This is a genomic window from Halomonas sp. HMF6819, assembly GCF_044335525.1.
Classification (GTDB): domain Bacteria; phylum Pseudomonadota; class Gammaproteobacteria; order Pseudomonadales; family Halomonadaceae; genus Vreelandella.
Map to the genome: position 1 here is coordinate 973,144 of NZ_JBIQVY010000001.1, position 23,265 is coordinate 996,408.

The following is a 23,265-nucleotide window of genomic DNA, read 5'->3' on the forward strand; positions in this document are numbered from 1 at the left end:
CCTAACACACGATCGCAAGCTACCGGTGCCGGGTGAGATAGCGCGCCCAGAACGGCGCCACGATCATCAGGGTGATCATACGCAGCAGATGGTGAAAAGCGACGAACACCGGGTCGATGTCGAGCGCTACGGCAAGAATGGCGATTTCGCCGATACCGCCCGGCGCCAGCGCCAAAATCGCCACATCGCGCTCGACGCCCAGCAGTTGGTGAATCGCCTCGGCAAAAAGTGCCAGCACCGAAAGCGCCAACAGCGTGGCAACGCCGGATTGCCACAGGTAGCGGGCGAGCTGGCGCCCGGTCATGCCCTTGAAGCGCGAGCCGATGGCGCTGCCCAGCACCCAAAGCATCAAGTTCATGCCCCAGTCCGGAAGCGCAAGGCTTGCGATATCGAATCCCGAGAGCAGCGCGGCCACCAGAAGCGGCGCCAGCAGCGCAGCGCTTGGCAGGCGCAGCCAGCGCCCCAGAGGTAGCACGAGCGGAATCAGCAGCAGCATCCAGCCGCTTTCCAGCGCGGTGCCTGGCGGCGCGGGGCTTGCGCCATCGCCGCTGGCGATCCAGAAAAACGCCGGCAGAAAAAGAATCACCAGCACCACGCGAAGCGACTGGGCGACGGCGATGCGCTGCGGGTCGCCGCCGCAGCGATCGCCCAGCAGAATCATCGCCGTCATCGCCCCGGGAGCGGCGCTGAACCAGGCGCTGGTCGCATCGAACCCGCAGCGCCGGTACCAGGCGGCCGCGGCGGCGGTGGAGGCCGCCACGCCCGCCAGCAAAAGCGCCGCCGAGACCGGCCAGTCGCCTACGCGGTGAGCAAGCTGCGGGGTGACCTGGCTTCCGAGCACCAGCCCCATCACCGCCAGAAACACGCTGCGCAGGCGCTCGGGCACCGCCACGTGAACGCCGTTACAGGAAAGCAGCAGGTTCGCCACCAGCGGCCCGAGCATCCAGGCAAGCGGCAGACCGATCAGATCAAACGCCGCCCCGCCGATTGCGCCAGCGCCAAGCGAGGTGAAAAGCCCCTTGGCCGTGCGGTTGGTTGCGATTGCCTTCAAACGAATACCCCGGGCGCTTCGCGCCGTTTCTTAACCTGCTAATGAGCTATGCCGCTTAGCATAGCATCCGAGCGATTAAGCGAGGTTAGTACGGGTAGCCGTCATCATCATCGTCGTCTTTGAGCCGCGCTTGGCGCTCGGCTTCCTCTTCCTTGGCGTCGTCGATCACGTCCAGCAGCTCGTCGACGTTGGCGCTTCGGGTGTCGAACTCGAAGTGGCCGGTGAGCTTGCTCTCCGGGGTGAGCTTGCCGGCCTCGAAAAGTGCCCACATCTCCTTGCCGTAGTGGGTGGCCAGAAGCGACGGCGCGTAGCGGCCGAAGTAGGCGCGCATGTTGTTTACGTCGCGCTCGAGCATGGCGGCGGCGCTGTTGTTGCCCGCGGCGTCCACCGCCTGGGGCAGGTCGATGATCACCGGGCCGCTGGCGTCGACCAGCACGTTGAACTCGGATAAATCGCCGTGAACGAGGCCGGCGCAGAGCATGCGCACCACGTCACCGATCACCTTGTCGTGGTAGGCGAGCGCCTGGGCCTCGGTGAGCGTGACGTCGCCAAGCCGCGGGGCCACGTCGCCTTCGGCGTCCGTGATCATCTCCATCAACAGCACGCCGTCGACAAAGCCGTAGGGCGTGGGCACGCGCACGCCGGCGCTTGCCAGCCGGTAGAGCGCGTCGACCTCGGCGGTGAGCCAGGCCTGCTCCTGCTCTTTTTGGCCGTAGCGGGTCTTTTTCGCCATGGCCCGCGCCCGGCGGCTGTTGCGCTCCTTGCGGCCCTCCTGATACTGGACGGCCTGCTTGAAACTTCGCTGACTCGCCTCCTTGAACACCTTGGCGCAGCGCTTTTCACCGCTGGATCGGACGACGTACACCTGCGCTTCCTTGCCGCTCATCAGCTGCATCAGTACTTCGTCGACGAGGCCGTCGTCGACCAGTGGCTGTAATCGTTTGGGTATCTTCATGGCCTCTGACGGTCACTCCTGATGGCGAATGCGTGAAGCGGTGAATGCAAGTGAAAACGGTACACGGTTCAAATTCGGCGCACGCGAAACGCGCGGCCCTTGAGCTTGTCGCGCGAAAGCTTACCCAGCGCCTGGTCGACCACGCCCCGCTCGACGGCGACGAACGCGCTTCTCGCCTGCACCTTGATGCTGCCGACCTGGTCGCCGCGAATGCCGCCCTCGCCGGTCAACGCGCCGAGAATGTCGCCGGGGCGCAGCTTATCCTTTTTACCGCCACCCAGCTGCAGCGTGGTCATCGCCGCGGTAAACGGGGTGCGACGGGCGGGTCTGGGCAGCGGCTCGACCTCGAGCGGCTCGCCGAGATAATCGCTCAAACGCTCCAGCCGGTAGCGCTCCTGCGGGGCGATGAGCGTGGCCGCGACGCCGCTTTCACCGGCCCGACCGGTACGCCCGACGCGATGCACGTGGGCGCCCTGCTCGCGGGCAAGCTGGTAGTTGAACACGGCGTCGAGTTTGGCGATATCGAGCCCACGCGCCGCCACATCGGTGGCCACCAGAATGGAGACGCTCTGGTTGGCGAAGGTCACCAGCAGCCGGTCGCGCTCCTTCTGCTCCAGATCGCCGTGCAGCGCCACGGCGCTGAAACCACGTTCCAACAGCGCCTCGGCGACCTCGTCGGTTTCGCGCTTGGTGTTGCAAAACACCACGCTGGAGGTCGGGCGGTAGTGCAGCAGCAGATCCTCGAGTCCGGCCAGGCGCGCCTGCTCGCTTTGCACGGCGAAAAAGTGCTGCTCGATGGTAGCGGCGTCGTGGCCCTCTTCGATGGCGACGCTGACATGGTCCGTCAGCACCCCGCGGGTCATCTCGAAAAGTTCGCCGCCGTCGTTATCGTCCGGGAAGGTGGCGCTAAAGAGCAGCGTCTGGCGCGCCTTGGGTGTCTGTCGAATGATCGCGTCGATCGCCGGGCGAAAGCCCATGTCGAGCATACGATCGGCTTCATCGAGCACCAGGGTGTTGAGGGCATCGAGGTTGAGCGTGGCCTTTCGCAGGTGCTCGTCGATGCGCCCGGGCGTGCCTACCACGATATGCGCGCCGTGTTCGAGCGAGCCGATTTGCGGGCCCAGGGGAGCGCCGCCGCAAAGCGTAAGCACCTTGACGTTGGGCAGCGCCCGGGCGAGCTTTCGAATCGACTCGGCGACCTGATCGGCAAGCTCCCGGGTCGGGCAGAGTACCAGCGCCTGCACGCGTGAGCGCTCGACTTCGAGCTTGGCCAAAAGCGCCAGCCCGAACGCTGCGGTCTTGCCCGAGCCAGTCTTCGCCTGGCCAAGCACGTCGCGGCCTTCGAGCATGGGCGGAAGGCTTTGGGCCTGAATCGGCGTCATCTCGTGATAGCCAAGCGAGGCCAGGTTGTCGGTGAGCGCAGAAGGCAGCGCCAGAGAGGCGAAAGAGGTATCGGCCACGAATATTTCCTGAAAAAAAGAGGCGACGGTGCCGGTCACTGCCAGGTGCCGTCGCTGGTGCGCATAACGCGCACGATACCAGAAAGCGGCCCGCTTTGCGCCGACCTCACACCGCAAGCGGCGCAAAGCGCGCCTGCCCCAGCGCCACCAGCGCCTGGGGCGCCAGCTCGATTTCGAGCCCCCGCCGCCCGGCGCTGACGAAAATGCTTTCAAGGGCGCTGGCGCTTTCATCGACGTATAGCGCCAAACGCTTTTTCTGCCCCAGCGGGCTCACGCCACCTAGTACGTAGCCGGTAGCGCGCTCGACGGCATCGACCTTCGCCATGGCCGCTTTCTTAGCCCCCGCCGCGCGGGCGATCTGCTTGAGCCCCAGTTGATGGGTGACCGGCACGACACCTACCGCCAGCGTCTTGCCGTCGAGTTCGACCACCAGCGTTTTGAATACGCGCGACGGGTCGACATCGAGCTTTTCGGCAGCCTCCAACCCGTAAGAAGGGGCGCCGCTTTCGTGGGTGTATTCGTGAACGGTAAAGTCGATACCCGCCCGTTTGGCGGTATTGATGGCTGGCGTCATGGCGCTTTCCTTGCGTTGTTTCGGCAGGCGTTCGAGAAGTAGCTAAACTTTAGCAAAGCATCATGAAAAAGATAAACGCCTCCCCATCATCAGGAAAAAAAGCGTCAGGAGAAAAAGATGCCGGCAAAATCGAAGGCTCAGCAAAAGGCCGCAGGGGCCGCCTTGGCCGCCAAGCGCGGCGAGACCAACGTGAGTGAACTGGTAGGCTCGTCAAAGGAGATGTACGACTCGATGAGCGAAAAAGAGCTCGAGGAGTTCGCCAGCACAAAGCGCAAGGGCAAGCCGGAGAAGAAAGGCGACGACTAGTCGCTCGTTGCGATTAGCCAGCGCCCTCCCCCTAATCAAAACGCCCGGCATCGATGCCGGGCGTTGTGTGCAAGGGCTAACCTTACTGGCAGGGCACGACCTTGCGCAGCGTGTCCTTGGCCCACAGGTTCTGGCCATCCGGAGTGCGGCCCTGCTCGTTCCAGCGCTCGGTGGTTTCCAGGCAGTACGAGCCCATGTCCTCGGTGCGCGGGTCGGCGCTCGAGGGGCGCTCGCCGCCAACGCGCATGACGTCGGTATTGGTCGAGGTATAGCGGGGGGCAACGGTGGTGCTGGCACAGCCCGCGACCAGCGTAGTGGCGACCAGCAAAGCGATGAAGCGGCCGAGTAGCATGTTTCAAACCCTCAAAATCCGGCCCGATTGCCGGTAGCGCTAGATACCACCCGCTCACGACGGCGTCAACGCTTTTCGCCAGGCTTAGGTCACCAGCGTAATGCTGGTGACCGGGCGCAGCTGGCGATGGTGGCAGTGGCGCGCCACGCTCTCGACGATGGCTTCGGCGTCGTCGATCTGCGCCTTTTCGAGCTGAATGTCGACCATCAAAAAGTTGCCCACCCGCGCCAGGCGCACGTCGCTCTCCTCGACCGCGAAATCCGCCACGCCTACGGCCAGCTCCTCGCGCATGCCGCCGCCGGGCTCGCCGAACATCAGCTCTTTCAGCGCCCCGCGGATCATTCGCACCGGCATTGGCAGGAAGTAGGCGACGATCAAAAGCACCATCGCCGGGTCGGCAAAGCGCGCCCAGGCGGCAAGCGGCGAGAGCGTCAGCAGGTAAGTAGCAAAAAAGCCGATCAGCACCGCCGCCGAGAGCCAGGTATCCATCGCCCACTGTTTGAGCTCGGCGGCCATGAGCGATGAGTGGCGCCCGCGGGCGTAGCGCGTCAGCCGCCACCAGGTAAACAAACACCCGATGACGTTGAAGGCGCCAAACCCCAGCGCCAAATCCAGCGTCACGAGCCGCCCGCCTTGATAAAGATTCCAAAGCGCCGACACCAGTGAGAACAGACACACCAGCGCGATCACCACGCCCTTGAGCAGCACCGCCAGCGGCTCGACGGTCAGCCTGCCGAAGGGGTAGCGCTCGTCGGCGGGCTTTTGCGCGTGGCTGAGCGCGACCAGCGACAGCGTTGCCAGCACCAGACTCAGTAGCGAGTAGCCGCTATCGAACAAAATGGTGATGGAGCCGGAGGCGAGACCGATGACGAGCCCGGCGAGGGCGAAAACCGAGGCACAGAGCGCCGAAAACCTGAGCGCGCGGCGCTCGACCGTTGACGAAGACACGCAGAAAACATCCCGAAAGAGGTGAAAGGTGCGCCATAATAGGCGCCCACCCCGCTTTTCACCAATCGCTCACCGCCAACTTTTTTGGCGCTGGAGGCCTTGTGCGTATCGAACAGGTTCAGGCGTTCATCGAGGTCGCCGAGCAGCGCTCCTTCGCCGGCGCCGCCCGCCATACCGGCGCCAAGCGCAGCACCCTGAGCGCCATGGTAAGCGCGCTGGAAGATCACCTGGGCGTGGCGCTTTTTGAGCGCTCCGGCAACAGCCTCACGCTTTCGCCGATGGGCGAGAGCATTCTGCCGGACTGCTACCGCCTGTTGACCAGCGCCACGCGCATCGACAACTACTGCCAGCAGCACAGCCTGGGGGTGGAGAGCCAGCTCTGCATTGCCCGCGACGACGCCCTGCCCGAGGCGTTTTGGCAGGGCGTGATGCACGACATCAAAACGCGCTTTCCGCTCACGGCGATCTCGGTCTATCTTGCACCTCCGCAAACGCATCAAACGCTGATCGCGCGCCAAACGGTGGATATCGCCTTCGGCCTTTACACTGCTCAGGCGCTGCCCCACTACGCCAAGCGCCTGGCGCCGATCGACATGCGTTTGGTGGCCGCGCCGCACCACCCCTTGAGCCGGCTCCCCAACGTGCACCGCGACGATCTTGCCCAGTACACCCAGGTTTGCTTGAGCCACTTGCAGGACGACCGGCTGGTGAGCGAGGCGCTGTTCTCAGCCAACTACCTAAGCGTGACGATGTTCGAGCTAATGCGCGACGCCGTGATCCAGGGCACCGGCTGGGCGCTTCTGCCCGCCCCGCTCATCAGCCAAGCGCTGAAGGCCGGCACGCTCAGCCGCCTGCCCCACGAGCTCACGCTCGAAAGCTACCACTACCGCTCGCTGGTGAGCGGCCCCCAGGGGCCGGTGGCGAGCGCGCTGCTTAGCCGGCTCACGCGGTTTTTGGCCCACGAGGAGTGAACGCGGTTTCGTTGAAACGTGTATTGGCAAAAAGTGGCATTGCCCACCACGCTATAAAAAAACCACAGAGGAGAGCGATGACACTCTAGAGCGTAGAACACGGGCAGTGTCATGCGTGCGTCAAAAAGCCCTGCCAGTGTCGATGTTGCCGTCCACTTAGGAGCGACTTCCACGATGGTCAAACTCGATAAGAAAGCCAAACGGCTTTATGTGCTCGACACCAACGTTCTGATTCACGACCCCGCGGCTCTGTACCATTTCGACGAGCACGATGTGGTCATCCCCATGACCGTCCTTGAGGAGCTGGACAAGCATAAAAACGGCATTCGCGAAATCGCCCGTACGGCGCGCCAAATTAGCCGCACGCTGTCGGATCTCACCAGTCAGGTCACCTTCAAGGAAGTTCAGCACGGCGTTCCCATCCCCCGGCTTTCCGGCGAAAGCGGCCGGCTCCATTTCCTCTGCTACAGCGATCTGAAGCTTCTCAACGAAGTCAGCGACACCCCGGACAACCGTATACTGGCCGAAACCTGCCGGCTGCGCGACGAGCACCCGGACGCCTCGGTCATCCTGATTACCAAGGACATCAACCTTCGTATCAAGGCCGCCGCGCTCAAGGTGCCGGTGGAGGATTACCACAACGATCGTGCCTTCTCCGACAGCGACGCCATGATCGAGGGCGCCAGCGTCTACCAGCACGCGGCAAGCGAAAGCGCCACACTTTGGGAAACGTTAAACGTCGAGGTCGACGTCGAGCGCACCGGCCATCACACCTTCTACCACCTCAAGGGCGAGATGCCCGTGGAGTGGCACACCGGCATGCTGGTCAGCGATAGCGAAAACGGCGCCGAGTTCGAGGCTATCGTGCGCGAGCTGAGTTCTGAGCGCGCCACGCTCCAGCTTCTGACCAACTACCGCCACCACTCGGGCGTTTGGGGCGTGCACGCCCACGACAGCCGCCAGAACTTCACGCTGAATCTGCTGATGGATCCGGAGATCGACTTGGTCACCATCGCCGGCAACGCCGGCACCGGCAAGACCTACATGACGCTCGCCGCGGCGTTTCAACAAACGCTGGACGCCAAGCAGTTCGAGCGCATCGTGTTCACCCGCGCGCCGATCCCCATGGGCGAGGACATCGGCTTTCTACCGGGCACCGAGGAGGAGAAAATGTCGCCCTGGATGGGGGCGTTTCACGACAACATGGACAACCTTTTGCGCAACGACGACGGCGAATCGAGTTGGGACAACGGCGCCACTCGTCAGCTGATCGGCTCGCGGGTGCAGATCCGCTCGCCGAGCTTCATGCGCGGGCGCACCCTGAACGATACCTTTTTGATTATCGACGAGGCGCAAAATTTCACCCCCAAACAGCTCAAGTCGCTGGTGACCCGCGCCGGTCGCAACACCAAGATCGTCTGTTTGGGTAACGTCGGTCAGATCGACACGCCTTACTTGACTGCCAACACCTGCGGCATGGCCGCGGTGGTCGAGCGCTTTAGAGACTGGCCTCACGCCGGGCACATCACGCTAAAAAGCGTCGAGCGCTCGCGTTTGGCGCTGGCCGCCGAAGAGTTGTTGTAAGCCCTTCCATCAATTCCCCTTCCACCACCTTCACACTCGCGCCGCCGACGGCGGCGCGACTAGCGGGTATCCGGCTCACTCTCATCGTCTTCCTCACCCATCGGGTTGGGCACGCCCACGGTGTCCGCAGCGAAGGCCTTTCGCTCACCCAGCGGGCGCGAACGCCCGACGGTGGTGTCTTTTACGGTCTGACGCTCCAGCTCGCAGTTGATCTCGGCGCCGAACAGCACTAAAAATGCCGAGATCCAAAACCACATCATCATGGCGACCACAGCCCCCAGCGAGCCGTAGACTTCGCTGAAGGTGGTAAAGGTACGCACGTAGAGCGACAGTGCCGCCGACCCCAGAAGCCAAGCGAGCGTGGCAAACAGCGTGCCGTAGTTGAGCCACTCCCAGCGCGGCTTTCGCCGGTAGGGCGCAAAGCGGTAGAGCAGCGTGACCAGAAAACTAGTGATGATCAAAAGCGCCGGCCAGCGCAGCCAGTTGATGATGTTGTTCAGCGGCGCCTCGATCGCAAGCGACTCCACCGCCATCGGAATCAGCGCGATGAAGCCAAGCGATATCAGCGTCATCGCGATCAGCCCGAAGGTGAGCAGGGTCAACAGCACCGTGCGGCGCACAAAGGGGCGCTTCTCGCTTTCGCCGTAGACGATGTTGAGCCCCACCACCAGCACCGCCACCCCCTTCGAGGCGACGAACATGGCGATGCCAAGCCCGATCATTGCGGCCATGAAGTTGCCCGCTTCGGTGTTTTCGATCACCTGCTCGGCCTGCTGGTCGATCAAGTTCGCCGCGTCCGGCGGCATGAAGCGACTGATCTCGTAAAGCTGCTGGGCTGCTTCCATCGGGTCGAACAGAAGGCCCCAAAGCGAGATGACCGCCGCGATGGTCGGAAACAGCGCCAGCAGCGCGTAGAAGGCGGTGCCTGCGGCCAGCATGGTCAAGCGGTTACGCCGCGCCGCGCGCACCACGCGCCAGCACACGTCCAGAAGCCCGGGCGTGGGAATCTCTTCCGGCGTTTGCGCGCGGCGCCCGCGCAAGCTCTTTTGCGGTGTCTCGCTCATTGGCTCCCCTCCCAAATCAGTAATAACGCCAGCACCACCGCCAGCGCCATCATCAGCCCGCTGCCGTGACGGCGCAGCCATCGCTCCCCTTCAAGCGCATGATTCAAGCGCGCCATAGCGTAGCGTTCGAGCACCAGCGCACGGGCAACGCTTGAACGCTTAACGCGCTTGGCTCGTCGCGCCACGCCTTTACAAAGCGCGACCAGCCATCCCGCCCCCTTTTGATACGGCCACCACAAATCCCCTGCCGGCAGCGTCGGCGCGCTTAAAGCGCGGGCAATCACCACTCCAACGACCACCAACGCCACGCCAGCAGGCAGCGGCCATACCAGGGATTTCAGCGACTTTAGCGCCGGCACGTGCACGCTCTCCTCCGGCAGCGGCAGCCACCAGGGCACGGTCAGGGCGGCCAGAATCGCCAGTGCCCAGCCGGCTAGCTGCCAGGCATCGCTGTCGCCGGTGTTGCGGTCCTGCCACTGGCGCCACAGGCAAACGCTGACCAGCGCCGTGGTGCCCACCGCCGCCCACGTTAGTAGCAATATGATGTGGTGATGCGCGCCCTCCTCCAGAACGTGCTTGACGCTGTACTTGCTGATCAACCCCGCGCCGAAGGCGCCGGTCAGCGACAGAGCCGGCAGCGCCAGCACAATCCACAACAGCGCGGTGGGCAGGCGCGGCATGTGCTCGCTCACGCTGGTGCCCAAAAACAGCGCGCCCTTCGCCAGCGCGTGGTGGCCGGCAAACAGCGCAATGCCTGGCAGCAGCGCCGGCCAAAGCGTTGCGTCGAGCAGCCCCACCGCCACCAGCGCGGTCATCATGCCCATCTGGCTGATACTCGAGTAGGCGAGCACCGCCTTCGGGTGGCACTGGCCCACTCCGTAAAACGCGGCGCCAAAGGCGGCGGCGAACCCGGCCACGAGCATTATCTCGCCAAGCGTCGAAAACGCCGGCGCCAAACCCTCCACACCCAGCGGCAGTAGCGCGAGCCACCCCAGAAGCCCTGCCTTGATCATCGCCCCGCTGAGCACCGCGCTTGCCGGCGCCGGCGCCACCGGGTGGGCTAGCGGCAGCCAGACGTGAAGCCCGATCACCCCGGCCTTGACGCCAAAGCCCAGCCACAGAAGAAGCGCCATCCACACGCCCTGGGGAGCGGCGGCGATCGCCTCGCGCACGCCTTCGAGCGTCGTTGTCTCGCCGCTGCCCGCTGCCCACAAAAGCCCGCCGAGGATCAGGGCTTCACCGATGACCGCAAGCACGATATAGGCGTGTGCGCCGCGCTTGGCCGCACCGCTTTGCTCGTGCAGCACCAGCGCGTAGGCGGCGAAGGTCATCAGCGCAAAGCCGAGATAGAAGCTCGCAACGTCCCTGGAGAGAATCAAAAACGCGTTGCCCAGAAACGTCAGCGGCCAGAACAGCGTGAAGCGCAAAAGCTTACCGCTTTCGCCGTCATCGCCCAGGCGTGCGCGCGCCGCCGCGCGCTTGAAGTAGCCCCGCGCGTGGAGCGCCGCCAGACTCCACAAGAGTGCGGTGAAGCCAAGCCAGGCTCTTGCGAGCGTGTCGAGCGCCCACTGCCCGCCGAGCAGCCAGGCCTGCCACTCCCACGCTCCTTCGCCAATGAACGCCAGCAACAGCGCCGGCCAGGCGGCGCTGAGCCACCCGAGCGAAAAAAAACGCCTCGCCTCGGGCGGGCGAAACATCTGGCGCACCACGTAAAGCGCCACGCAAAGCGGCCATAAAAGTGCGGCCAACAGCAGCGCGGTCATGGCAGGTACTCCCCGACCGCAACGCGGGTCGCCCAGTCCAGCGGGCTAAAGGGCAGCCCCGCTAACAGCCCGGCCAGAAGGCCTACCGTTGTGGTAAAAACCGCCGGCCACAAAAGCCAGCCGTGAGTCTCGAAGCGCCCCAGGCGCTGCTCGCTCGGCCACTCGCCCACCCCGTGGGCCGGCCCCTGGCAAAACCAGAGCCGGTAAATGATCGGTAGAAAGTAGAGCGCGTTGAGCACGCTGCTGAGTACTAGCACCGCCACGACCCAGAGCATCCGGGCCTCGATGGCGCCGATGCCCAAATACCACTTGGTGATGAAGCCGGCGGTCGGCGGCAAACCCACCATACCGAGTGCGCTCAGGGTAAACGCGATACTGGTCAGCGGCATGCGCCGCCCGGCGCCGTTCATCTCGTCGATGCGGTGAATGCCGAGCTCCTCGGCGTAGCTGCCGGCGCAGAAAAAGAGCGTCACCTTCATCAAGCCCTGGTGCAGCAGGTGCGCCAGCGCCCCGATGGTGCCGAAAGGCCCCACCACGCACGCCCCCAGCACGATGTAGGAGACTTGGCTGATGGTCGAAAAGGCAAGCCGTGGTTTCAGCTCGGCCTGGGCCATCGCCCGCAGCGAGCCGTACAGGATGGTGAAGGCCGCCAGCGCCGCAAGCCAAGTGGTTACGCCAAGCTCCACGCTGAGCTCGATGCCGTACAAATCATAGATGATACGCAGAATGCCGAAGGCGCCGGCCTTGACCACGGCAACGGCGTGCAACAGCGCGCTAACCGGCGCCGGCGCGACCATCGCCCGCGGCAGCCAGCCGTGCAGCGGCACGATCGCCGCCTTTACCGCCAAACCGCCCACCAGCAGCGCGAAAATGAACGTCAACAGCCCACGGTGATCGCCCAGATAGCGATCCAGCCCCTGTTCCGAGGCAAACGACTGATCGCCGGTCAGGCTGTAGAGCAGCACCACGCCGAGCAACAGCACCACGCCGGCGCTGAGCGTATAACGAAGATAGACCCGCCCCGCCGCCAGCGCCTTGGGCGTACCGGCGTGGGCAACCAGCGGGTAGGTCGAGAGCGTGAGCATTTCGTAGAAGATCAGGAAGGTGAACAGATTGCCCGCCAGCGCGATCCCCAGCGTACTGGTCACACAGAGGCTAAAGAAGCCGAAAAAGCGCTTGCGGTTCGCCGCACCTTCCAGATACCCGATGGCGTAGACGGTGGTGCAGAGCCACAGTATTGATGAGAGCCCGGCGAACATGACGCCGAGCGCGTCGGCGCGCAGCACGAAGTCGATGCCGCCGATGATCTGAAAGCTAAAGGTGTCCTCGAACCCCTGGGAGACCCGCCAGACCATCAGCACCACCAGTGCCACCTTGCACGCCGCCGCGGCGAGGTTGATCACGGTGCGCGCCGGCCGCGCGGTTTCCGGCAGTGAAAAGATCGCGATCGCGGCGAAAAGCGATACCGAAAGCGCGGCGAGCGGCAGCCAGGCCATGTTCATGCGCCCCCTCCGTGCAGAAGCGAAAGCGGAAAGTGCGCCAACAGCCCAAGTGCCAACGCCGCCAGCGCAAGCGTCAGCGCGACGGCGTCCATGCCCCGCGCCAGCGGCTGGTATCGGTGGTGCGGGGCGCGCTCGTCAAAGGAGTAGCGAAACATGCGAAAGATGTACGCCGCGGTCAACAGCGTGCCGACGAGCAGCGACGCCACCCCGACCCACTGCTTCGAAAGCACCATGGCGTGTAACAGCAGCCACTTGGCGGTGAACCCGGCGCTTGGCGGCAGGCCCATTAGCGTGATCGAGGCGAGGCCGAAGATCAAAAGCGACAGCGGCAAATGCCGGCTGGTACCGGCCAGGCCCTTCAGCGAGCTTTCGCCGGTGGCGAGCATTAGATTGCCTGCGGCGAGAAACATCGCCGCCTTGGCCAGCCCATGGCCGATCAGCTGCAGCCAGAACCCCTGCCAGGCAAGGGCTTTGGGAATCGGCGCGATGTCAGGGCCCAACAGCAGCGGAAAGGCGACCATCAGATAGCCCAGCTGCGCCACCGTCGAGGAGGCCACCAGGGACTTGAGCGTTTGCGCCCGCCAGGCGGTCAGCCCGCCCCAAACGATCGCCAGCCCGCCAAGCCAGGCGATCAGGCGCGGCGCCCAAAGCGTCTGGGGTAGTAGCAGGCTCCAGAGCAGGATCAGCATATAGAGCGATGCCTTGAGCACCAGCGCCGCGTGCAGGGCGCTCACCGGCGTCCAGGCGTTTTCGTGCACTGGCCCAAGCCAGGCGTGCAGCGGAAAAAGGGCGGCCTTGAGCGCAAGCCCCGCGCCCAGTAGCGCCGCCGCCACATAGGCCACCGCGCCGGGCTCGACCGCAACGGCCAGCCGCGATAGCTCGAGCTCGCCCCACTCGCCGACGATCAGCGCCACGCCCATCAGATAAGCCAAGGAGCCGACCAGCGTGAGCAGCAGATAGCGCATGCCCGCCTCGAGCGCCTCGCTCTTTTGCGACAGCAGCAACATCGCCACCGCCGAAAGCCCGAGCGCTTCAAGCGCAAAGTAGAGCGTGAGCAGATCCGCGGCGAGCCACAAAAGCGACAGCGCGCTGACGGTCACCCCCATCAGCGGCCAGAGCCAGCGCCCCGCCGGCCCCGCCTCGATCAAGCGCAGATAGCCCGGCGCGTAGAGCGCCGCCGCCGCCGAGACGCCTTGCGTGACCAGCAGTAAAAGCGCCCCCAGCCCGTTCAAGCGTAGCGATAGCGTCACCCCGAGAATCTCGGTCTGCCAGCGTAAAAGCCCGGTCTGGTAGGCATCGAGGGTGAGCGCGGCCCCGGCGGCCAGCAGCAAAGCGGCCACGACAAGCACCGGCGCGCCCCGCCTGGGCGGCAAGACAGCGGCGAGCAGCCCCGCCAGTAGCGGAAGCAAAAGCGCACACAAAAGCGCCCAGTGGGTGAGCGCCAGCGGCGCGAAAGTGCTTTCAAACAGGCCAAATCGCCAGATCATCCCGGCCTCCCCGGGGCGCCGGCCTGCTCCTGGCTCGCCTCGTCTTCGTGGGCGTTGAGCTCGCGAATGAGCACCGCCCCCAGCAGCGAGCCAAGTGACGCCACCAAAAGCCCGACGCCCACCAGCGCCTGGGAACCTTCGGCGGTGCCGGCAAGCCCGACCACCAACAGAAACACGCCGCTACCCAGCACGTTAAAAGCGAGCAGCCGGCGCAGGCGATGCCGGTGCAGGGCGAACGCGCCCATCGCCAGCCCCACCAGCAGTACCGCCACCAGCATCAGCGGATGCTCGGAAGGGTTATAGGCCATCTCCGGCATGACCAGCCGAATGACTGCACCGACCATGCCGCACCAGGCAACCGTCAGCAGGGTCCGCGCCAGTCGGTGGCTGACCGGGCCGCGAAAGGTATCGATATGAGGGCCGTGGCGGCGAAGCGAGGTGACATGAAAGCGCAGCCCGCGACGGCGGGCGTCCAGCGCGCCGAGGGCGTAAAAGAGACTCGCCCCGGTGACAAGCCCGCCGAGCACGAGCTCGATCAGCGCTAAAAGCGGCGCGCCCAGCCACAGCCAAGTGAGCACCAGTGAGAGCGCAAAGGCAACGTAGGCGCCGGTTGCGCGGCCCACGTGGCGGTCGAACAGGCACACGAGCGCCGCTGCGCCGAGGCAGAGCGAAAGCCCTATTTCCAAAAGGTCGACGGACGCTAGCATAGGCCTTCGCTGATTCCCTGCTCGGCTATAAGAGGCTACGGTAGAAAGTCGTTGGTCAACGCCACGGTTAGAAACTGACGTTAAAAGCCATGGTTAACATCTACTGTAAACAGCCACTGTGCCTGCGTTTTAGGCGCTTGTCGATGTCGCCTCAGCCAAGGCGCGCCTGCAGCCATTTACCGATATCGTTGACCTGCTGCGGGCAGAGCGCGTGGGCCATGGGGTACTGGCGGTAGTTGACGCTATAGCCCTTCTCCTTGAGCCGCTCGGCGCCGGCGCGCCCCAGAGTTTCCGGCACCACCGGGTCGAAATTGCCGTGGTGCACTTCGACGGGAATGGCGGCGTTGGCCTCGGCAAAGGCGATGCTCTCGCCGGTGGCCAGGTAAGTCGACATCGCCAGCAGCCCGCCAAGCGGGGCATCAAAAGTGAGCGCGGCCTGGTAGGCGACCGCCCCGCCCTGGGAGAAGCCCGCGACGATGATACGCCGGCTATCCATGCCCTGGTCGAGCTGCTCCTGAATCAGCGCCTGAATGCGCTCGGCGGAGCGTTTGAGCTGCGCCTCGTCCACCCGGCGGCCAAGGTCCATTGCCAGAATGTCGTACCAGGCGGGCATCACCATGCCGCCGTTGACGGTCACCGGCAGACGCGGCGCGTGGGGCATGATGAAGCGCACGTTCAGCTTCGAAGACAGCCCCATTGCCGGAATCAGCGGCTCGAAGTCGTGACCGTCCGCGCCGAGGCCGTGGATGATGAACACGCAGGCATCCGCCGGCTGGCCATTTTTGGGCTCGATGATCAGTTCACCCGGCTCTGACATAACGCGATCTCCTCGTAAACAAAAGCGACACCCTAGCGCAAAGTGGCCGCAACGGCGAGCGTTAGAACGGCCATACCAGCGGGATCAACGCCACGGCGATCGCCCCGGTCAGCACGTTGAGCCCGCCGCCGACCTTGAGAAAATCGCTGATGCGATAGCCGCCGGGGCCATAGACCATCAGGTTGGTCTGATAGCCGATCGGGGTCAAAAAGCTGGCCGAGGCGGCGAACATGATGGTCACCACGTAAGGCATGACGCTCACGCCCATGCTCTCGGCGGCGGCGGTCACCACCGGAAAGATGATCACCGCCGCGGCGTTGTTGGTCACAAGCTCGGTCAAAAGCGCCACCACGCAGTAGGTGCCCAGAAGCAGAAGCCAGGGGCTGCCCGCCACCATCGAGAGCACGCCGCCAGCGAGCACGTTCGCCGCGCCAGAGGCCTGAAGCGCCGCGCCCACCCCAAACGAGGCGGCAATGGTCAACAATACTTGAGTGTCGAGGCCGCGCTTGGCCCCGGCCACCGAGCAGCAGCCGGTCAACAGCGCCAGCGCCGCCCCCAGCATCGCCGCGTTGAGCATGCTCATCACGCCAAGTGCGGCCAACAGCACCGCGCCGATCAGAATGCCCCAGGCCAGCGGCGCCTTCTCGTGCACCGGGCGGGCGGCGCCGTTGAGCTCGCTGATCAAAAGAAAATCGCGGGATTCGCGATGGCGTTCGATGAACGGCGGGCGCGCCTCCAAAAGCAGCACGTCAGACGACTGCAGCCGTACCTGGCCCAGGTTGCCGGTAACCCGCTCACCGCCGCGGCAGATCGCTAGCACCGCCGCGCCGTAGAGCGTGCGAAAGCGCCCGTCGCGGATGCGCTGGCCGATGAACTGACACTGGTGTGACACTACCGCCTCGACCAGCCGGCGCTCCTTGAACTCCTTCTCCAGGTTCGAGCCCCGTTCGCTCGACGGCACCAGCCCGCGAATCTGCTGTAATTCGACGGCGGCGTCGCTGGTGCCGGTGAACACCAGCCGGTCGCCGCCCTTGAGCCGCTCGCCGGGGCCAACCACGCTGACCACGTTACCGGCGCGCTCGATCTCGACCAGAAACAGCTCCTGCAGATGCCTAAGCCCCGCCTCTTCCACGGTGCGATCGACCAGTACGCCGCTGGGTTCGACCTCCATCTCGATGGTGAACTCCCGCGGGTTGGCGAACGCCCGCCCCATGCCCTCACGATTGGGCAACAGTCTGGGCGCGACGAAAATCAGGTAGATAAGCCCCGCCAGCGCCACGGGCAGGCCCACCCAGGCAAGGTCGAAAAGGCCCATCGAAAGCTCGGGGTAGCGCTCGGTCAAAAGCCCGTAGACCACCAGATTCGTGCTGGTGCCGAAAAGCGTGACGGTACCGCCCAAAATCGAGGCGAAGCTTAGCGGCATCAACAGCCGCTGCGGCGAGCGGCGAATGCGCCGACTCCAGCTCATGACCGCAGGAATGTAGGTCGCCATGACGGGGGTGTTGTTCAGAAAAGCGCTCAAGGAGGCGACCGGCAGCACCAGCCGCGAAAGCGCTCGCCGCTCGGTGGCGGGCGTGCCGAGTACGTGGCGAATGATCAGATCGATGCCGCCGGTTTCACGAATACCCGCCACCAGCACGTACATAAAGGCCACGGTAAAGAGCCCTGAATTGGAGAACCCTCCCAGCGCCTGGCCTGGGTCGATCACGCCCAGGGTGAGCAACACCACCACCGCGCCCATCAGGATAATATCCGGCCCCAGCCGAGAGAGCGCCATCAACGGAAATACCGTTAATACGACCCCGATCGCAATCCAAGCATCCAGTGACATGACGCGCGCCTTGAAAAAAGAAACGCGCTCATTGTGACGCTTGGCAGATATTCCAAAAAGCTATTTTTAGGAACACATTTATTCGATAAAAACATATAAGAGATTAGCCGTGCCGCTCCGTTTGAAGCGTGTCTCTAAAAGAGCCATGGCATTAGCACAAAATCGGCGAAAAGCGCCGAGCGCCTTCGAGTAAAGCCCGCTAAGCTCGTTAAAGCGGCCGTTACCAAAAATATAAAAGGCTAACTCTTCTTTACATACTGGATAGGCGGTACCTGAATCGTACGTGGTGGTCGGCCGGACTGTTTCGTCATTACAGGAGAAGACCGCATGCAAACGCAGCATATCTTCGTCGTCGGGCTCAACGACTTCAACCGCGAGCGCTTGAATCGCCTGCGAGGCGCCGAGCACTTCGAGTTTCACGGCGTCATCGAGCCCGCCGAGGTGTACGACACCGAAGTGTTCCCGATCGAGTCCATGGTCGAGCGTGCAGGCGAAACGCTCTCGAACTTCGATCACGATATCGGCGCCATCGTCGGCTACATGGATTTTCCCGTCTCGACCATGCTGCCGCTTTTGTGCAACCGCTTTAACACCCGCACCACGAGCCTGGAAAGCCTGTTGAAGTGCGAGCACAAGTATTGGAGCCGGCGCTGCCAGCGCGAGGTGATCGGCAACTTCATCCCTCGTTTTACCGCCTTTGACCCCTTCGATGACCAGGCGCTGTCGGAAATCGGCCGCGCCGGGCTCTACTTTCCGTTTTTCATCAAGCCGATCAAGTCCTCGGGGTCGCGCCTTGGCTTTCGCATCGATAGCCCCGAGGATTTCGAATCCGCGATCAAGGAACTTAGACGCGATATCGGGCTGATCTCCGAGCCGTTCAACTTCATTCTCGACCAGGCCGAGATTCCCGAGGAAGTACGCCGGGTCGATGGCGGCTTCTGCATGGCCGAGGAGATCATCGGCGGCTGGCAATGCACCGTGGAAGGCTACGTGTTCGAAGGCAAGGTGGTGCCCTATGGCATCGTTGACTCGCTTCGCTACCCGCGAGTGCTGAGCTTTCTGTACTACCACTACCCCTCCACCCTGCCGGAGAAGATTCAGGACAAGATGCGCGAGCTGACCACGATGCTGCTGTCGCATATCGGCTACGACAACGCCGCCTTCAACGTGGAGTTTTTCTGGGACGAAGTGCAAAACCGCATCTGGCTTTTGGAGGTCAACACGCGCATTTCGCAGTCCCACTGCGACCTTTTCGAAAAAGTTGACGGCGTCAGCCACCAGCAGGTCACCATCGACCTGGCGCTGGGCCAAACGCCCAACATGCCTCACCGCGAAGGCGCTTATCCGGTAGCCGGCAAGTTCTTCTACCGCGTCTTTTTCGATGATGCCACTGTCGCCCGCGTGCCCTCCAAAGAGGAGATTAAGGCGCTGGAAGAGGCCTACCCGGGCACGCTGATCGACCTTCAGGTGACACTTGGCCAGCGGCTCTCGACGCTTCCCGAGCAGGACGCCTACAGCTACGCGCTCGCCTACATCTGGATGGGGGCACCCACCAGCGAGGCGCTAGAAAAAAACTACCGCAACCTGGCCGTGCGGCTTCACTTCGAGTTCAGCGACGTGACCGGCTAAGGGGCAAGTTCGCTTTTAAGGAAGGAGAGTGCTTATGCAGATCGTGGATGACTTGCCCCGCCGCGTGTTCGAAGAAGAGACCTGGATCGAGATGAGCGACGGCACGCGCTTGGCCGTGCGCATCTGGCGACCCTTCGATTCCGACACCGACCCGGTGCCCGCCATCGTCGAATACCTGCCCTATCGAAAGCGCGATTTGACCGCTCAGCGCGACGCCGGTATGCACCGTTTTTGGGCCGGTCACGGCTACGCCGGCGTGCGGGTAGACATTCGCGGCACCGGCGAGTCCGACGGCGTGCTTTATGACGAGTACCTGCCCCAGGAGCTCGACGACGGCGTCGAAATTCTCGCCTGGCTCGGCCGCCAAGCCTGGTGCACCGGCAAAGCGGGCATGGTAGGGATTTCCTGGGGCGGCTTCAACGGGCTGCAAATCGCCGCGCGCCAGCCGCCGGAACTCAAAGCAATCATCACCATTTGCTCCACCGACGACCGCTACGCCGACGACGTGCACCACATGGGCGGCTGCATGCTGGTGGATAACCTTTCCTGGGCCTCGACCATGTTCGACGGCAACGCCTGCCCGCCGGACCCGGCGCTGGTCGGCGAGCGCTGGCGCGAGATGTGGCTGGAGCGCCTTGCCGGAAGCGGGCTGTGGCTCAAGCAGTGGCTCGAGCACCAGCGCCGAGACGACTACTGGAAGCACGGCTCGGTGTGTGAGGATTTCAGCGCGATCAAATGCCCGGTCTACGCCATCAGCGGCTGGGCGGATGGCTACTGCAACGCGGTGTTCAGGCTCATGGCCGGGCTCGACGTGCCGCGCAAGGGGCTCATCGGCCCCTGGTCGCACAAGTACCCGCACCTGGGCGTGCCGGGCCCCGCCATCGGCTTTTTGCAGGACGCGCTGCGCTGGTGGGACTACTGGCTCAAGGGCATCGACAACACCATCATGGACGAACCCATGCTGCGGGTCTGGATGCAGGAGTCGGCGCCGCCCTCTACCCGCTACGAGCACCGCCCGGGGCGCTGGGTCGCAGAGCCGGGCTGGCCCTCGCGCAATATCGTACCCCAGTACTTCAGGCTCACCGCCGGCCACGACCTGTTGGCCGACGACGACGCCTCGAGCGGCAGCGCAAGCGGTGCAAGCGAGACGCCGATGACGCTGCGTTCGTCGCTGTCGGTGGGCCTTCACGCTGGCAAGTGGTGCTCCTACAACGCCCCGCCGGATCTGCCCCACGACCAGCGCGACGAGGACGGCGGCTCGCTGATTTTTCAGACCGCGCGGCTTGAAGCACCGCTCGAGATCTGCGGCCAGCCGGTGCTGGAGCTCGAACTCGCATCGAGCGAGCCGGTGGCGATGGTCGCGGTGCGCTTAAGCGACATTCACCCGGACGATAAGGCCACCCGCGTCTCTTATGGGCTTTTGAACCTGACCCACCGCGACAGCGACGAGTTTCCCGAGCCTTTGGAGCCCGGCAAGCGCTACCGCGTGCGGGTCGCGCTCAAGCACATCGCCCAGCAGTTCATGGCCGGCCACGCCGTTCGCGTGTCGATCTCGACAAGCTACTGGCCGATCGCTTGGCCGGCACCGGAGCCGGTGCGCCTGACCTTCCACCCCGAGGCGTGCCGGCTGGTGTTGCCTACCCGCGAGCCGCGACCCCAGGAGGAAGCGGCGCTGCCCGCGTTCGAGCCGCCGGTATCGGCGCCGGGCCTTGCCACCACGGTCATCGAGACCGGCGGCGAGGTGTGGCGAGTGATTCGCGATTTGGCCACCGACGTCAACGAGGTGCTGGTGATCAACGACGAAGGCGCCTACCGCTTCGACGACATCGACCTGGAGATCGCCGGCAAGGTGACCGAGCGCTACCGCTACGCCTACGGCGACTACCGCAGCATCGAAGGCATCACCGATTGGGAGCGCACCTTCCGCCGCGGCGACTGGATGGTGCGCACGCTGACCCACACGCGGCTCACGGCAAGTAGCGATGCCTTTCGCATCCAGGCAACGCTCGATGCCTGGGAAGGCGATACGCGGGTCTACTCGCAAAGCTGGGACGAGTCGATCCCCCGCGATCTGGTCTAGGTGGCCAAACGATAGGCATTAAAAAACCCCGCGATGAGCGGGGTTTTTCTTGCCCGATTGCGTTAGCAAGCGGGAAACATCAGGGGTTCGAAATTACAGAACCTTGATGTTAGAAGCCTGAAGGCCTTTTTTACCCTGGGTGACGTCGAAGGAAACCTTCTGACCGTCTTGCAGAGTTTTGAAGCCGTCAGCCTGAATTTCGGAGAAGTGAGCGAACAGATCGTCGCCATTGTCGTCCGGAGAGATGAAGCCGAAACCTTTAGTGTCGTTGAACCACTTAACGGTACCAGTTGCCATGATCGAAATCCTCGATGTAGCTTAATGAAAAGCCGGGTAATACCCGAGTTACAGTGGGTAGAACAAGAAACTTTCACCAGACTCAACGCTTAAGCGTTTCGATGCTGCTGACAACGTTCGACTTGCTAACCTACTGTTTTGAAGCATGCACCTATGCAGCACACTCGTCAACACTATGCCATAAAAAAATGTCAATGCGATGACGCTTCATCCAAAATCCACTTAGCGGCTTTTTCGGCGATCATTAGGGTGGGTGAATTGGTGTTTCCGCTGGTGATGGTGGGCATGATACCGGCGTCCGCCACCCGGAGTCCGGACACGCCCAGCACCTTCAATCGGGCATCTACCACCGCCATCGGATCCTCCGCTTTTCCCATCCGCGTGGTGCCCACCGGGTGAAAGATCGTGGTGCCGATATCACCGGCCAGGCGTGCCAGCTCCTCGTCGCTTTGGTACTGCGCGCCGGGTTTGACCTCTTCGGGTTCGTACTTTGCAAATGCCGGCTGAGCGGCGATGCGCCGGGTCACGCGAAGCGAGTCCGCGGCGACCCGCCGATCCTCCTCGGTACTCAGGTAGTTCGGGCGAATCGAAGGCGGATCGATCGGGTCGCGGCTTTTAATGCGCACCGTGCCGCGACTGGTCGGGTTCAGATTACATACGCTTGCGGTGATCGCCGGGTAAGGATGAAGCGGTTGGCCGAAGGCCTCGAGACTCAGCGGCTGCACGTGGTACTGAATGTTGGGGTGGGCGTAGTCGCTAGAGCTTCGCGTAAACGCGCCCAGCTGCGAGGGCGCCATGCTCATCGGCCCGGTGCGCCTGGTCACATACTCCCAGCCGATGCCGGCCTTGCCCAACATCGTCGAAGCGATGGCATTGAGCGTTTTGGCGTTGCTGACACGATACACCGAGCGGATCTGGAGGTGATCCTGCAGATTCTCGCCTACCCCGGGCAGCTCTTTCACCACCTGAATACCGAGCTTTTCAAGATGCTCGCGCGCACCGATACCGGAGCGCTGCAGCAGTGCCGGCGAGCCGACGGCGCCGGCGCAGAGCACCACTTCTTTTGACGCACTCACCCGCTCGAGGTGTCCGCGGCGCTCGAGCTCGACGCCAGTACAGCGCGGCTCGCCCTCGCCTTGCTCGAAGCAGAGCCCGTTGACCTGGCTTGTGTGCCAGAGCGTAAGGTTCGACCGCTTGAGCGCCGGGCGCAGAAACGCCTTGGACGTGTTCCAGCGCCAGCCCGCGCGCTGGTTGACGTCGAAGTAGGCCACGCCTTCGTTATCGCCGCGATTGAAGTCGTCGGTGCGCGGGATGCCCGCCTCGACGGCGGCGCGGGCGAAGTCGTCGAGCACCGGCCACTTGAGCCGCTGCTTCTCCACCCGCCACTCGCCCCCTTGACCGTGAAAGCGCCGGTGCGTCTCGTCGGCGTCGCCGCCGTCGTCCATCCGGTAGTGGCTTTCATGACGCATGAAGTCCGTAAGGCAGCTTTGCCAGTTCCAGGCCGGGTCGTCGACCACTTCCGCCCAATGGTCATAGTCGCGGGCCTGGCCGCGCATGTAGATCATGCCGTTGATGCTCGAACAGCCGCCCAGCGTCTTGCCGCGCGGGTAGATCAGCGAGCGGCCGTTCAAGCCCTCGTCCGGCTCGGTCTTGTAGAGCCAGTCGGTGCGCGGGTTGTTGATACAGTAAAGATACCCCACCGGCACGTGAATCCAGTGGTAGTTGTCGCGCCCGCCCGCCTCGATGAGCAGCACCCGGTTGCCCGGGTCGGCGCTCAGGCGGTTGGCCATCAAACAGCCCGCGGTGCCGGCACCGATCACGATATAATCGAAGGTGTCGCCGGCGCCTTGGTTGGCGTTGTTATTGCGCGCTGCCATAAAACCTCCT

21 protein-coding genes are annotated in these 23,265 nt (G+C 63.8%); 5 read left to right on the forward strand and 16 right to left on the reverse strand.

Annotation, left to right across the window (positions count from 1 at the left end; translation table 11 throughout):
* Window positions 1-19: 19 nt before the first annotated feature.
* The 4 genes from ACGLWX_RS04430 to ybaK form a co-directional block, all read right to left on the reverse strand.
* Entirely contained in the window at window positions 20-1,051 is a 1,032-nt protein-coding gene (locus ACGLWX_RS04430; RefSeq protein ID WP_252107068.1) for an AbrB family transcriptional regulator, read from the reverse strand.
* 85 nt (window positions 1,052-1,136) lie between these two features.
* The gene (locus ACGLWX_RS04435) at window positions 1,137-2,006 is read right to left on the reverse strand and encodes a PA4780 family RIO1-like protein kinase (protein WP_252107067.1); all 870 of its coding nucleotides are present in this window, start codon (window positions 2,004-2,006) and stop codon (window positions 1,137-1,139) included.
* Window positions 2,007-2,074: 68 nt separating this feature from the next.
* Window positions 2,075-3,466 carry an ATP-dependent RNA helicase DbpA gene (dbpA, locus tag ACGLWX_RS04440; RefSeq protein ID WP_396237661.1) on the reverse strand — a complete coding sequence of 464 codons (1,392 nt, stop codon included), beginning with the start codon at window positions 3,464-3,466 and terminating at the stop codon, window positions 2,075-2,077.
* A 106-nt stretch (window positions 3,467-3,572) separates the two neighbouring features.
* Entirely contained in the window at window positions 3,573-4,040 is a 468-nt protein-coding gene (gene ybaK / locus ACGLWX_RS04445) for a Cys-tRNA(Pro) deacylase (protein ID WP_396237662.1), read from the reverse strand.
* 117 nt (window positions 4,041-4,157) lie between these two features.
* On the opposite strand from ybaK, the gene ACGLWX_RS04450 reads away from it, so the two are divergent.
* The gene (locus ACGLWX_RS04450) at window positions 4,158-4,346 is read left to right on the forward strand and encodes a DUF3008 family protein (RefSeq protein WP_252107064.1); all 189 of its coding nucleotides are present in this window, start codon (window positions 4,158-4,160) and stop codon (window positions 4,344-4,346) included.
* A gap of 82 nt (window positions 4,347-4,428) precedes the next feature.
* Here ACGLWX_RS04450 and ACGLWX_RS04455 read toward each other — a convergent pair whose 3' ends face one another.
* Together ACGLWX_RS04455 and ACGLWX_RS04460 are read right to left on the reverse strand one after the other, a co-directional pair.
* Window positions 4,429-4,698 (reverse strand): hypothetical protein, encoded by a 270-nt coding sequence (locus ACGLWX_RS04455; protein WP_252107062.1) that lies wholly within the window; start codon window positions 4,696-4,698, stop codon window positions 4,429-4,431.
* Window positions 4,699-4,782: 84 nt separating this feature from the next.
* Window positions 4,783-5,646 carry a cation diffusion facilitator family transporter gene (locus ACGLWX_RS04460; protein ID WP_396237664.1) on the reverse strand — a complete coding sequence of 288 codons (864 nt, stop codon included), beginning with the start codon at window positions 5,644-5,646 and terminating at the stop codon, window positions 4,783-4,785.
* A gap of 101 nt (window positions 5,647-5,747) precedes the next feature.
* On the opposite strand from ACGLWX_RS04460, the gene ACGLWX_RS04465 reads away from it, so the two are divergent.
* Together ACGLWX_RS04465 and ACGLWX_RS04470 are read left to right on the forward strand one after the other, a co-directional pair.
* Window positions 5,748-6,617 carry a LysR family transcriptional regulator gene (locus ACGLWX_RS04465; protein WP_396237666.1) on the forward strand — a complete coding sequence of 290 codons (870 nt, stop codon included), beginning with the start codon at window positions 5,748-5,750 and terminating at the stop codon, window positions 6,615-6,617.
* A 174-nt stretch (window positions 6,618-6,791) separates the two neighbouring features.
* Window positions 6,792-8,201 (forward strand): PhoH family protein, encoded by a 1,410-nt coding sequence (locus ACGLWX_RS04470; protein ID WP_396237668.1) that lies wholly within the window; start codon window positions 6,792-6,794, stop codon window positions 8,199-8,201.
* A 59-nt stretch (window positions 8,202-8,260) separates the two neighbouring features.
* Here the strand turns inward: ACGLWX_RS04470 and ACGLWX_RS04475 are convergent, their stop codons facing one another.
* From ACGLWX_RS04475 to ACGLWX_RS04510, 8 genes are all read right to left on the reverse strand, one after another.
* Window positions 8,261-9,265, reverse strand: a complete 1,005-nt coding sequence (locus ACGLWX_RS04475) for a YihY/virulence factor BrkB family protein (protein ID WP_396237670.1) — start codon at window positions 9,263-9,265, stop codon at window positions 8,261-8,263.
* Window positions 9,262-11,028 (reverse strand): proton-conducting transporter membrane subunit, encoded by a 1,767-nt coding sequence (locus ACGLWX_RS04480; protein WP_396237672.1) that lies wholly within the window; start codon window positions 11,026-11,028, stop codon window positions 9,262-9,264. Before ACGLWX_RS04480 ends, ACGLWX_RS04475 begins: the two co-directional genes overlap by 4 nt.
* The gene (locus tag ACGLWX_RS04485; protein ID WP_396237674.1) at window positions 11,025-12,530 is read right to left on the reverse strand and encodes a complex I subunit 5 family protein; all 1,506 of its coding nucleotides are present in this window, start codon (window positions 12,528-12,530) and stop codon (window positions 11,025-11,027) included. The genes ACGLWX_RS04480 and ACGLWX_RS04485 overlap by 4 nt, the downstream gene beginning before the upstream one ends.
* Complete coding sequence (locus ACGLWX_RS04490; protein ID WP_396237676.1) at window positions 12,527-14,017, reverse strand: complex I subunit 5 family protein; 1,491 nt, start codon at window positions 14,015-14,017, stop codon at window positions 12,527-12,529. Before ACGLWX_RS04490 ends, ACGLWX_RS04485 begins: the two co-directional genes overlap by 4 nt.
* Window positions 14,014-14,724, reverse strand: coding sequence for a hypothetical protein (locus ACGLWX_RS04495; protein ID WP_396237678.1), 711 nt, complete (start codon window positions 14,722-14,724; stop codon window positions 14,014-14,016). Before ACGLWX_RS04495 ends, ACGLWX_RS04490 begins: the two co-directional genes overlap by 4 nt.
* A 151-nt stretch (window positions 14,725-14,875) precedes the next feature.
* Window positions 14,876-15,541, reverse strand: coding sequence for an alpha/beta hydrolase (locus ACGLWX_RS04500; protein WP_396237680.1), 666 nt, complete (start codon window positions 15,539-15,541; stop codon window positions 14,876-14,878).
* Between the two features lie 61 nt (window positions 15,542-15,602).
* The gene (locus tag ACGLWX_RS04505) at window positions 15,603-17,372 is read right to left on the reverse strand and encodes an SLC13 family permease (protein WP_396237682.1); all 1,770 of its coding nucleotides are present in this window, start codon (window positions 17,370-17,372) and stop codon (window positions 15,603-15,605) included.
* A gap of 78 nt (window positions 17,373-17,450) precedes the next feature.
* Window positions 17,451-17,714 (reverse strand): hypothetical protein, encoded by a 264-nt coding sequence (locus ACGLWX_RS04510; protein ID WP_396237684.1) that lies wholly within the window; start codon window positions 17,712-17,714, stop codon window positions 17,451-17,453.
* Here ACGLWX_RS04510 and ACGLWX_RS04515 point away from each other — a divergent pair.
* Both ACGLWX_RS04515 and ACGLWX_RS04520 read left to right on the forward strand, forming a co-directional pair.
* A complete protein-coding gene (locus tag ACGLWX_RS04515) occupies window positions 17,700-19,001 on the forward strand; it encodes an acetyl-CoA carboxylase biotin carboxylase subunit family protein (protein WP_396237686.1) in 1,302 nt (433 codons plus the stop codon). The two genes, ACGLWX_RS04510 and ACGLWX_RS04515, sit on opposite strands and share 15 nt — an antisense overlap.
* 34 nt (window positions 19,002-19,035) lie before the next feature.
* On the forward strand, window positions 19,036-21,081 hold the full coding sequence (locus ACGLWX_RS04520) for a CocE/NonD family hydrolase (RefSeq protein ID WP_396237688.1): 2,046 nt from the start codon (window positions 19,036-19,038) through the stop codon (window positions 21,079-21,081).
* A gap of 93 nt (window positions 21,082-21,174) precedes the next feature.
* Here ACGLWX_RS04520 and ACGLWX_RS04525 read toward each other — a convergent pair whose 3' ends face one another.
* Window positions 21,175-21,378, reverse strand: coding sequence for a cold-shock protein (locus ACGLWX_RS04525; RefSeq protein ID WP_009101184.1), 204 nt, complete (start codon window positions 21,376-21,378; stop codon window positions 21,175-21,177).
* Between the two features lie 191 nt (window positions 21,379-21,569).
* Entirely contained in the window at window positions 21,570-23,255 is a 1,686-nt protein-coding gene (locus tag ACGLWX_RS04530) for a GMC family oxidoreductase (RefSeq protein WP_396237690.1), read from the reverse strand.
* Window positions 23,256-23,265 lie beyond the last annotated feature (10 nt).

Coding starts and splice junctions, on each gene's coding strand:
- ACGLWX_RS04435 (WP_252107067.1), bottom strand. CDS start 2,006: ATGAAGATACCCAAACGATTACAGCCACTGGTCGACGACGGCCTCGTC.
- ybaK (WP_396237662.1), bottom strand. CDS start 4,040: ATGACGCCAGCCATCAATACCGCCAAACGGGCGGGTATCGACTTTACC.
- ACGLWX_RS04450 (WP_252107064.1), top strand. CDS start 4,158: ATGCCGGCAAAATCGAAGGCTCAGCAAAAGGCCGCAGGGGCCGCCTTG.
- ACGLWX_RS04455 (WP_252107062.1), bottom strand. CDS start 4,698: ATGCTACTCGGCCGCTTCATCGCTTTGCTGGTCGCCACTACGCTGGTC.
- ACGLWX_RS04470 (WP_396237668.1), top strand. CDS start 6,792: ATGGTCAAACTCGATAAGAAAGCCAAACGGCTTTATGTGCTCGACACC.
- ACGLWX_RS04475 (WP_396237670.1), bottom strand. CDS start 9,265: ATGAGCGAGACACCGCAAAAGAGCTTGCGCGGGCGCCGCGCGCAAACG.
- ACGLWX_RS04480 (WP_396237672.1), bottom strand. CDS start 11,028: ATGACCGCGCTGCTGTTGGCCGCACTTTTATGGCCGCTTTGCGTGGCG.
- ACGLWX_RS04485 (WP_396237674.1), bottom strand. CDS start 12,530: ATGAACATGGCCTGGCTGCCGCTCGCCGCGCTTTCGGTATCGCTTTTC.
- ACGLWX_RS04490 (WP_396237676.1), bottom strand. CDS start 14,017: ATGATCTGGCGATTTGGCCTGTTTGAAAGCACTTTCGCGCCGCTGGCG.
- ACGLWX_RS04495 (WP_396237678.1), bottom strand. CDS start 14,724: ATGCTAGCGTCCGTCGACCTTTTGGAAATAGGGCTTTCGCTCTGCCTC.
- ACGLWX_RS04500 (WP_396237680.1), bottom strand. CDS start 15,541: ATGTCAGAGCCGGGTGAACTGATCATCGAGCCCAAAAATGGCCAGCCG.
- ACGLWX_RS04505 (WP_396237682.1), bottom strand. CDS start 17,372: ATGTCACTGGATGCTTGGATTGCGATCGGGGTCGTATTAACGGTATTT.
- ACGLWX_RS04515 (WP_396237686.1), top strand. CDS start 17,700: ATGCAAACGCAGCATATCTTCGTCGTCGGGCTCAACGACTTCAACCGC.
- ACGLWX_RS04510 (WP_396237684.1), bottom strand. CDS start 17,714: ATGCTGCGTTTGCATGCGGTCTTCTCCTGTAATGACGAAACAGTCCGG.
- ACGLWX_RS04520 (WP_396237688.1), top strand. CDS start 19,036: ATGCAGATCGTGGATGACTTGCCCCGCCGCGTGTTCGAAGAAGAGACC.
- ACGLWX_RS04525 (WP_009101184.1), bottom strand. CDS start 21,378: ATGGCAACTGGTACCGTTAAGTGGTTCAACGACACTAAAGGTTTCGGC.
- ACGLWX_RS04530 (WP_396237690.1), bottom strand. CDS start 23,255: ATGGCAGCGCGCAATAACAACGCCAACCAAGGCGCCGGCGACACCTTC.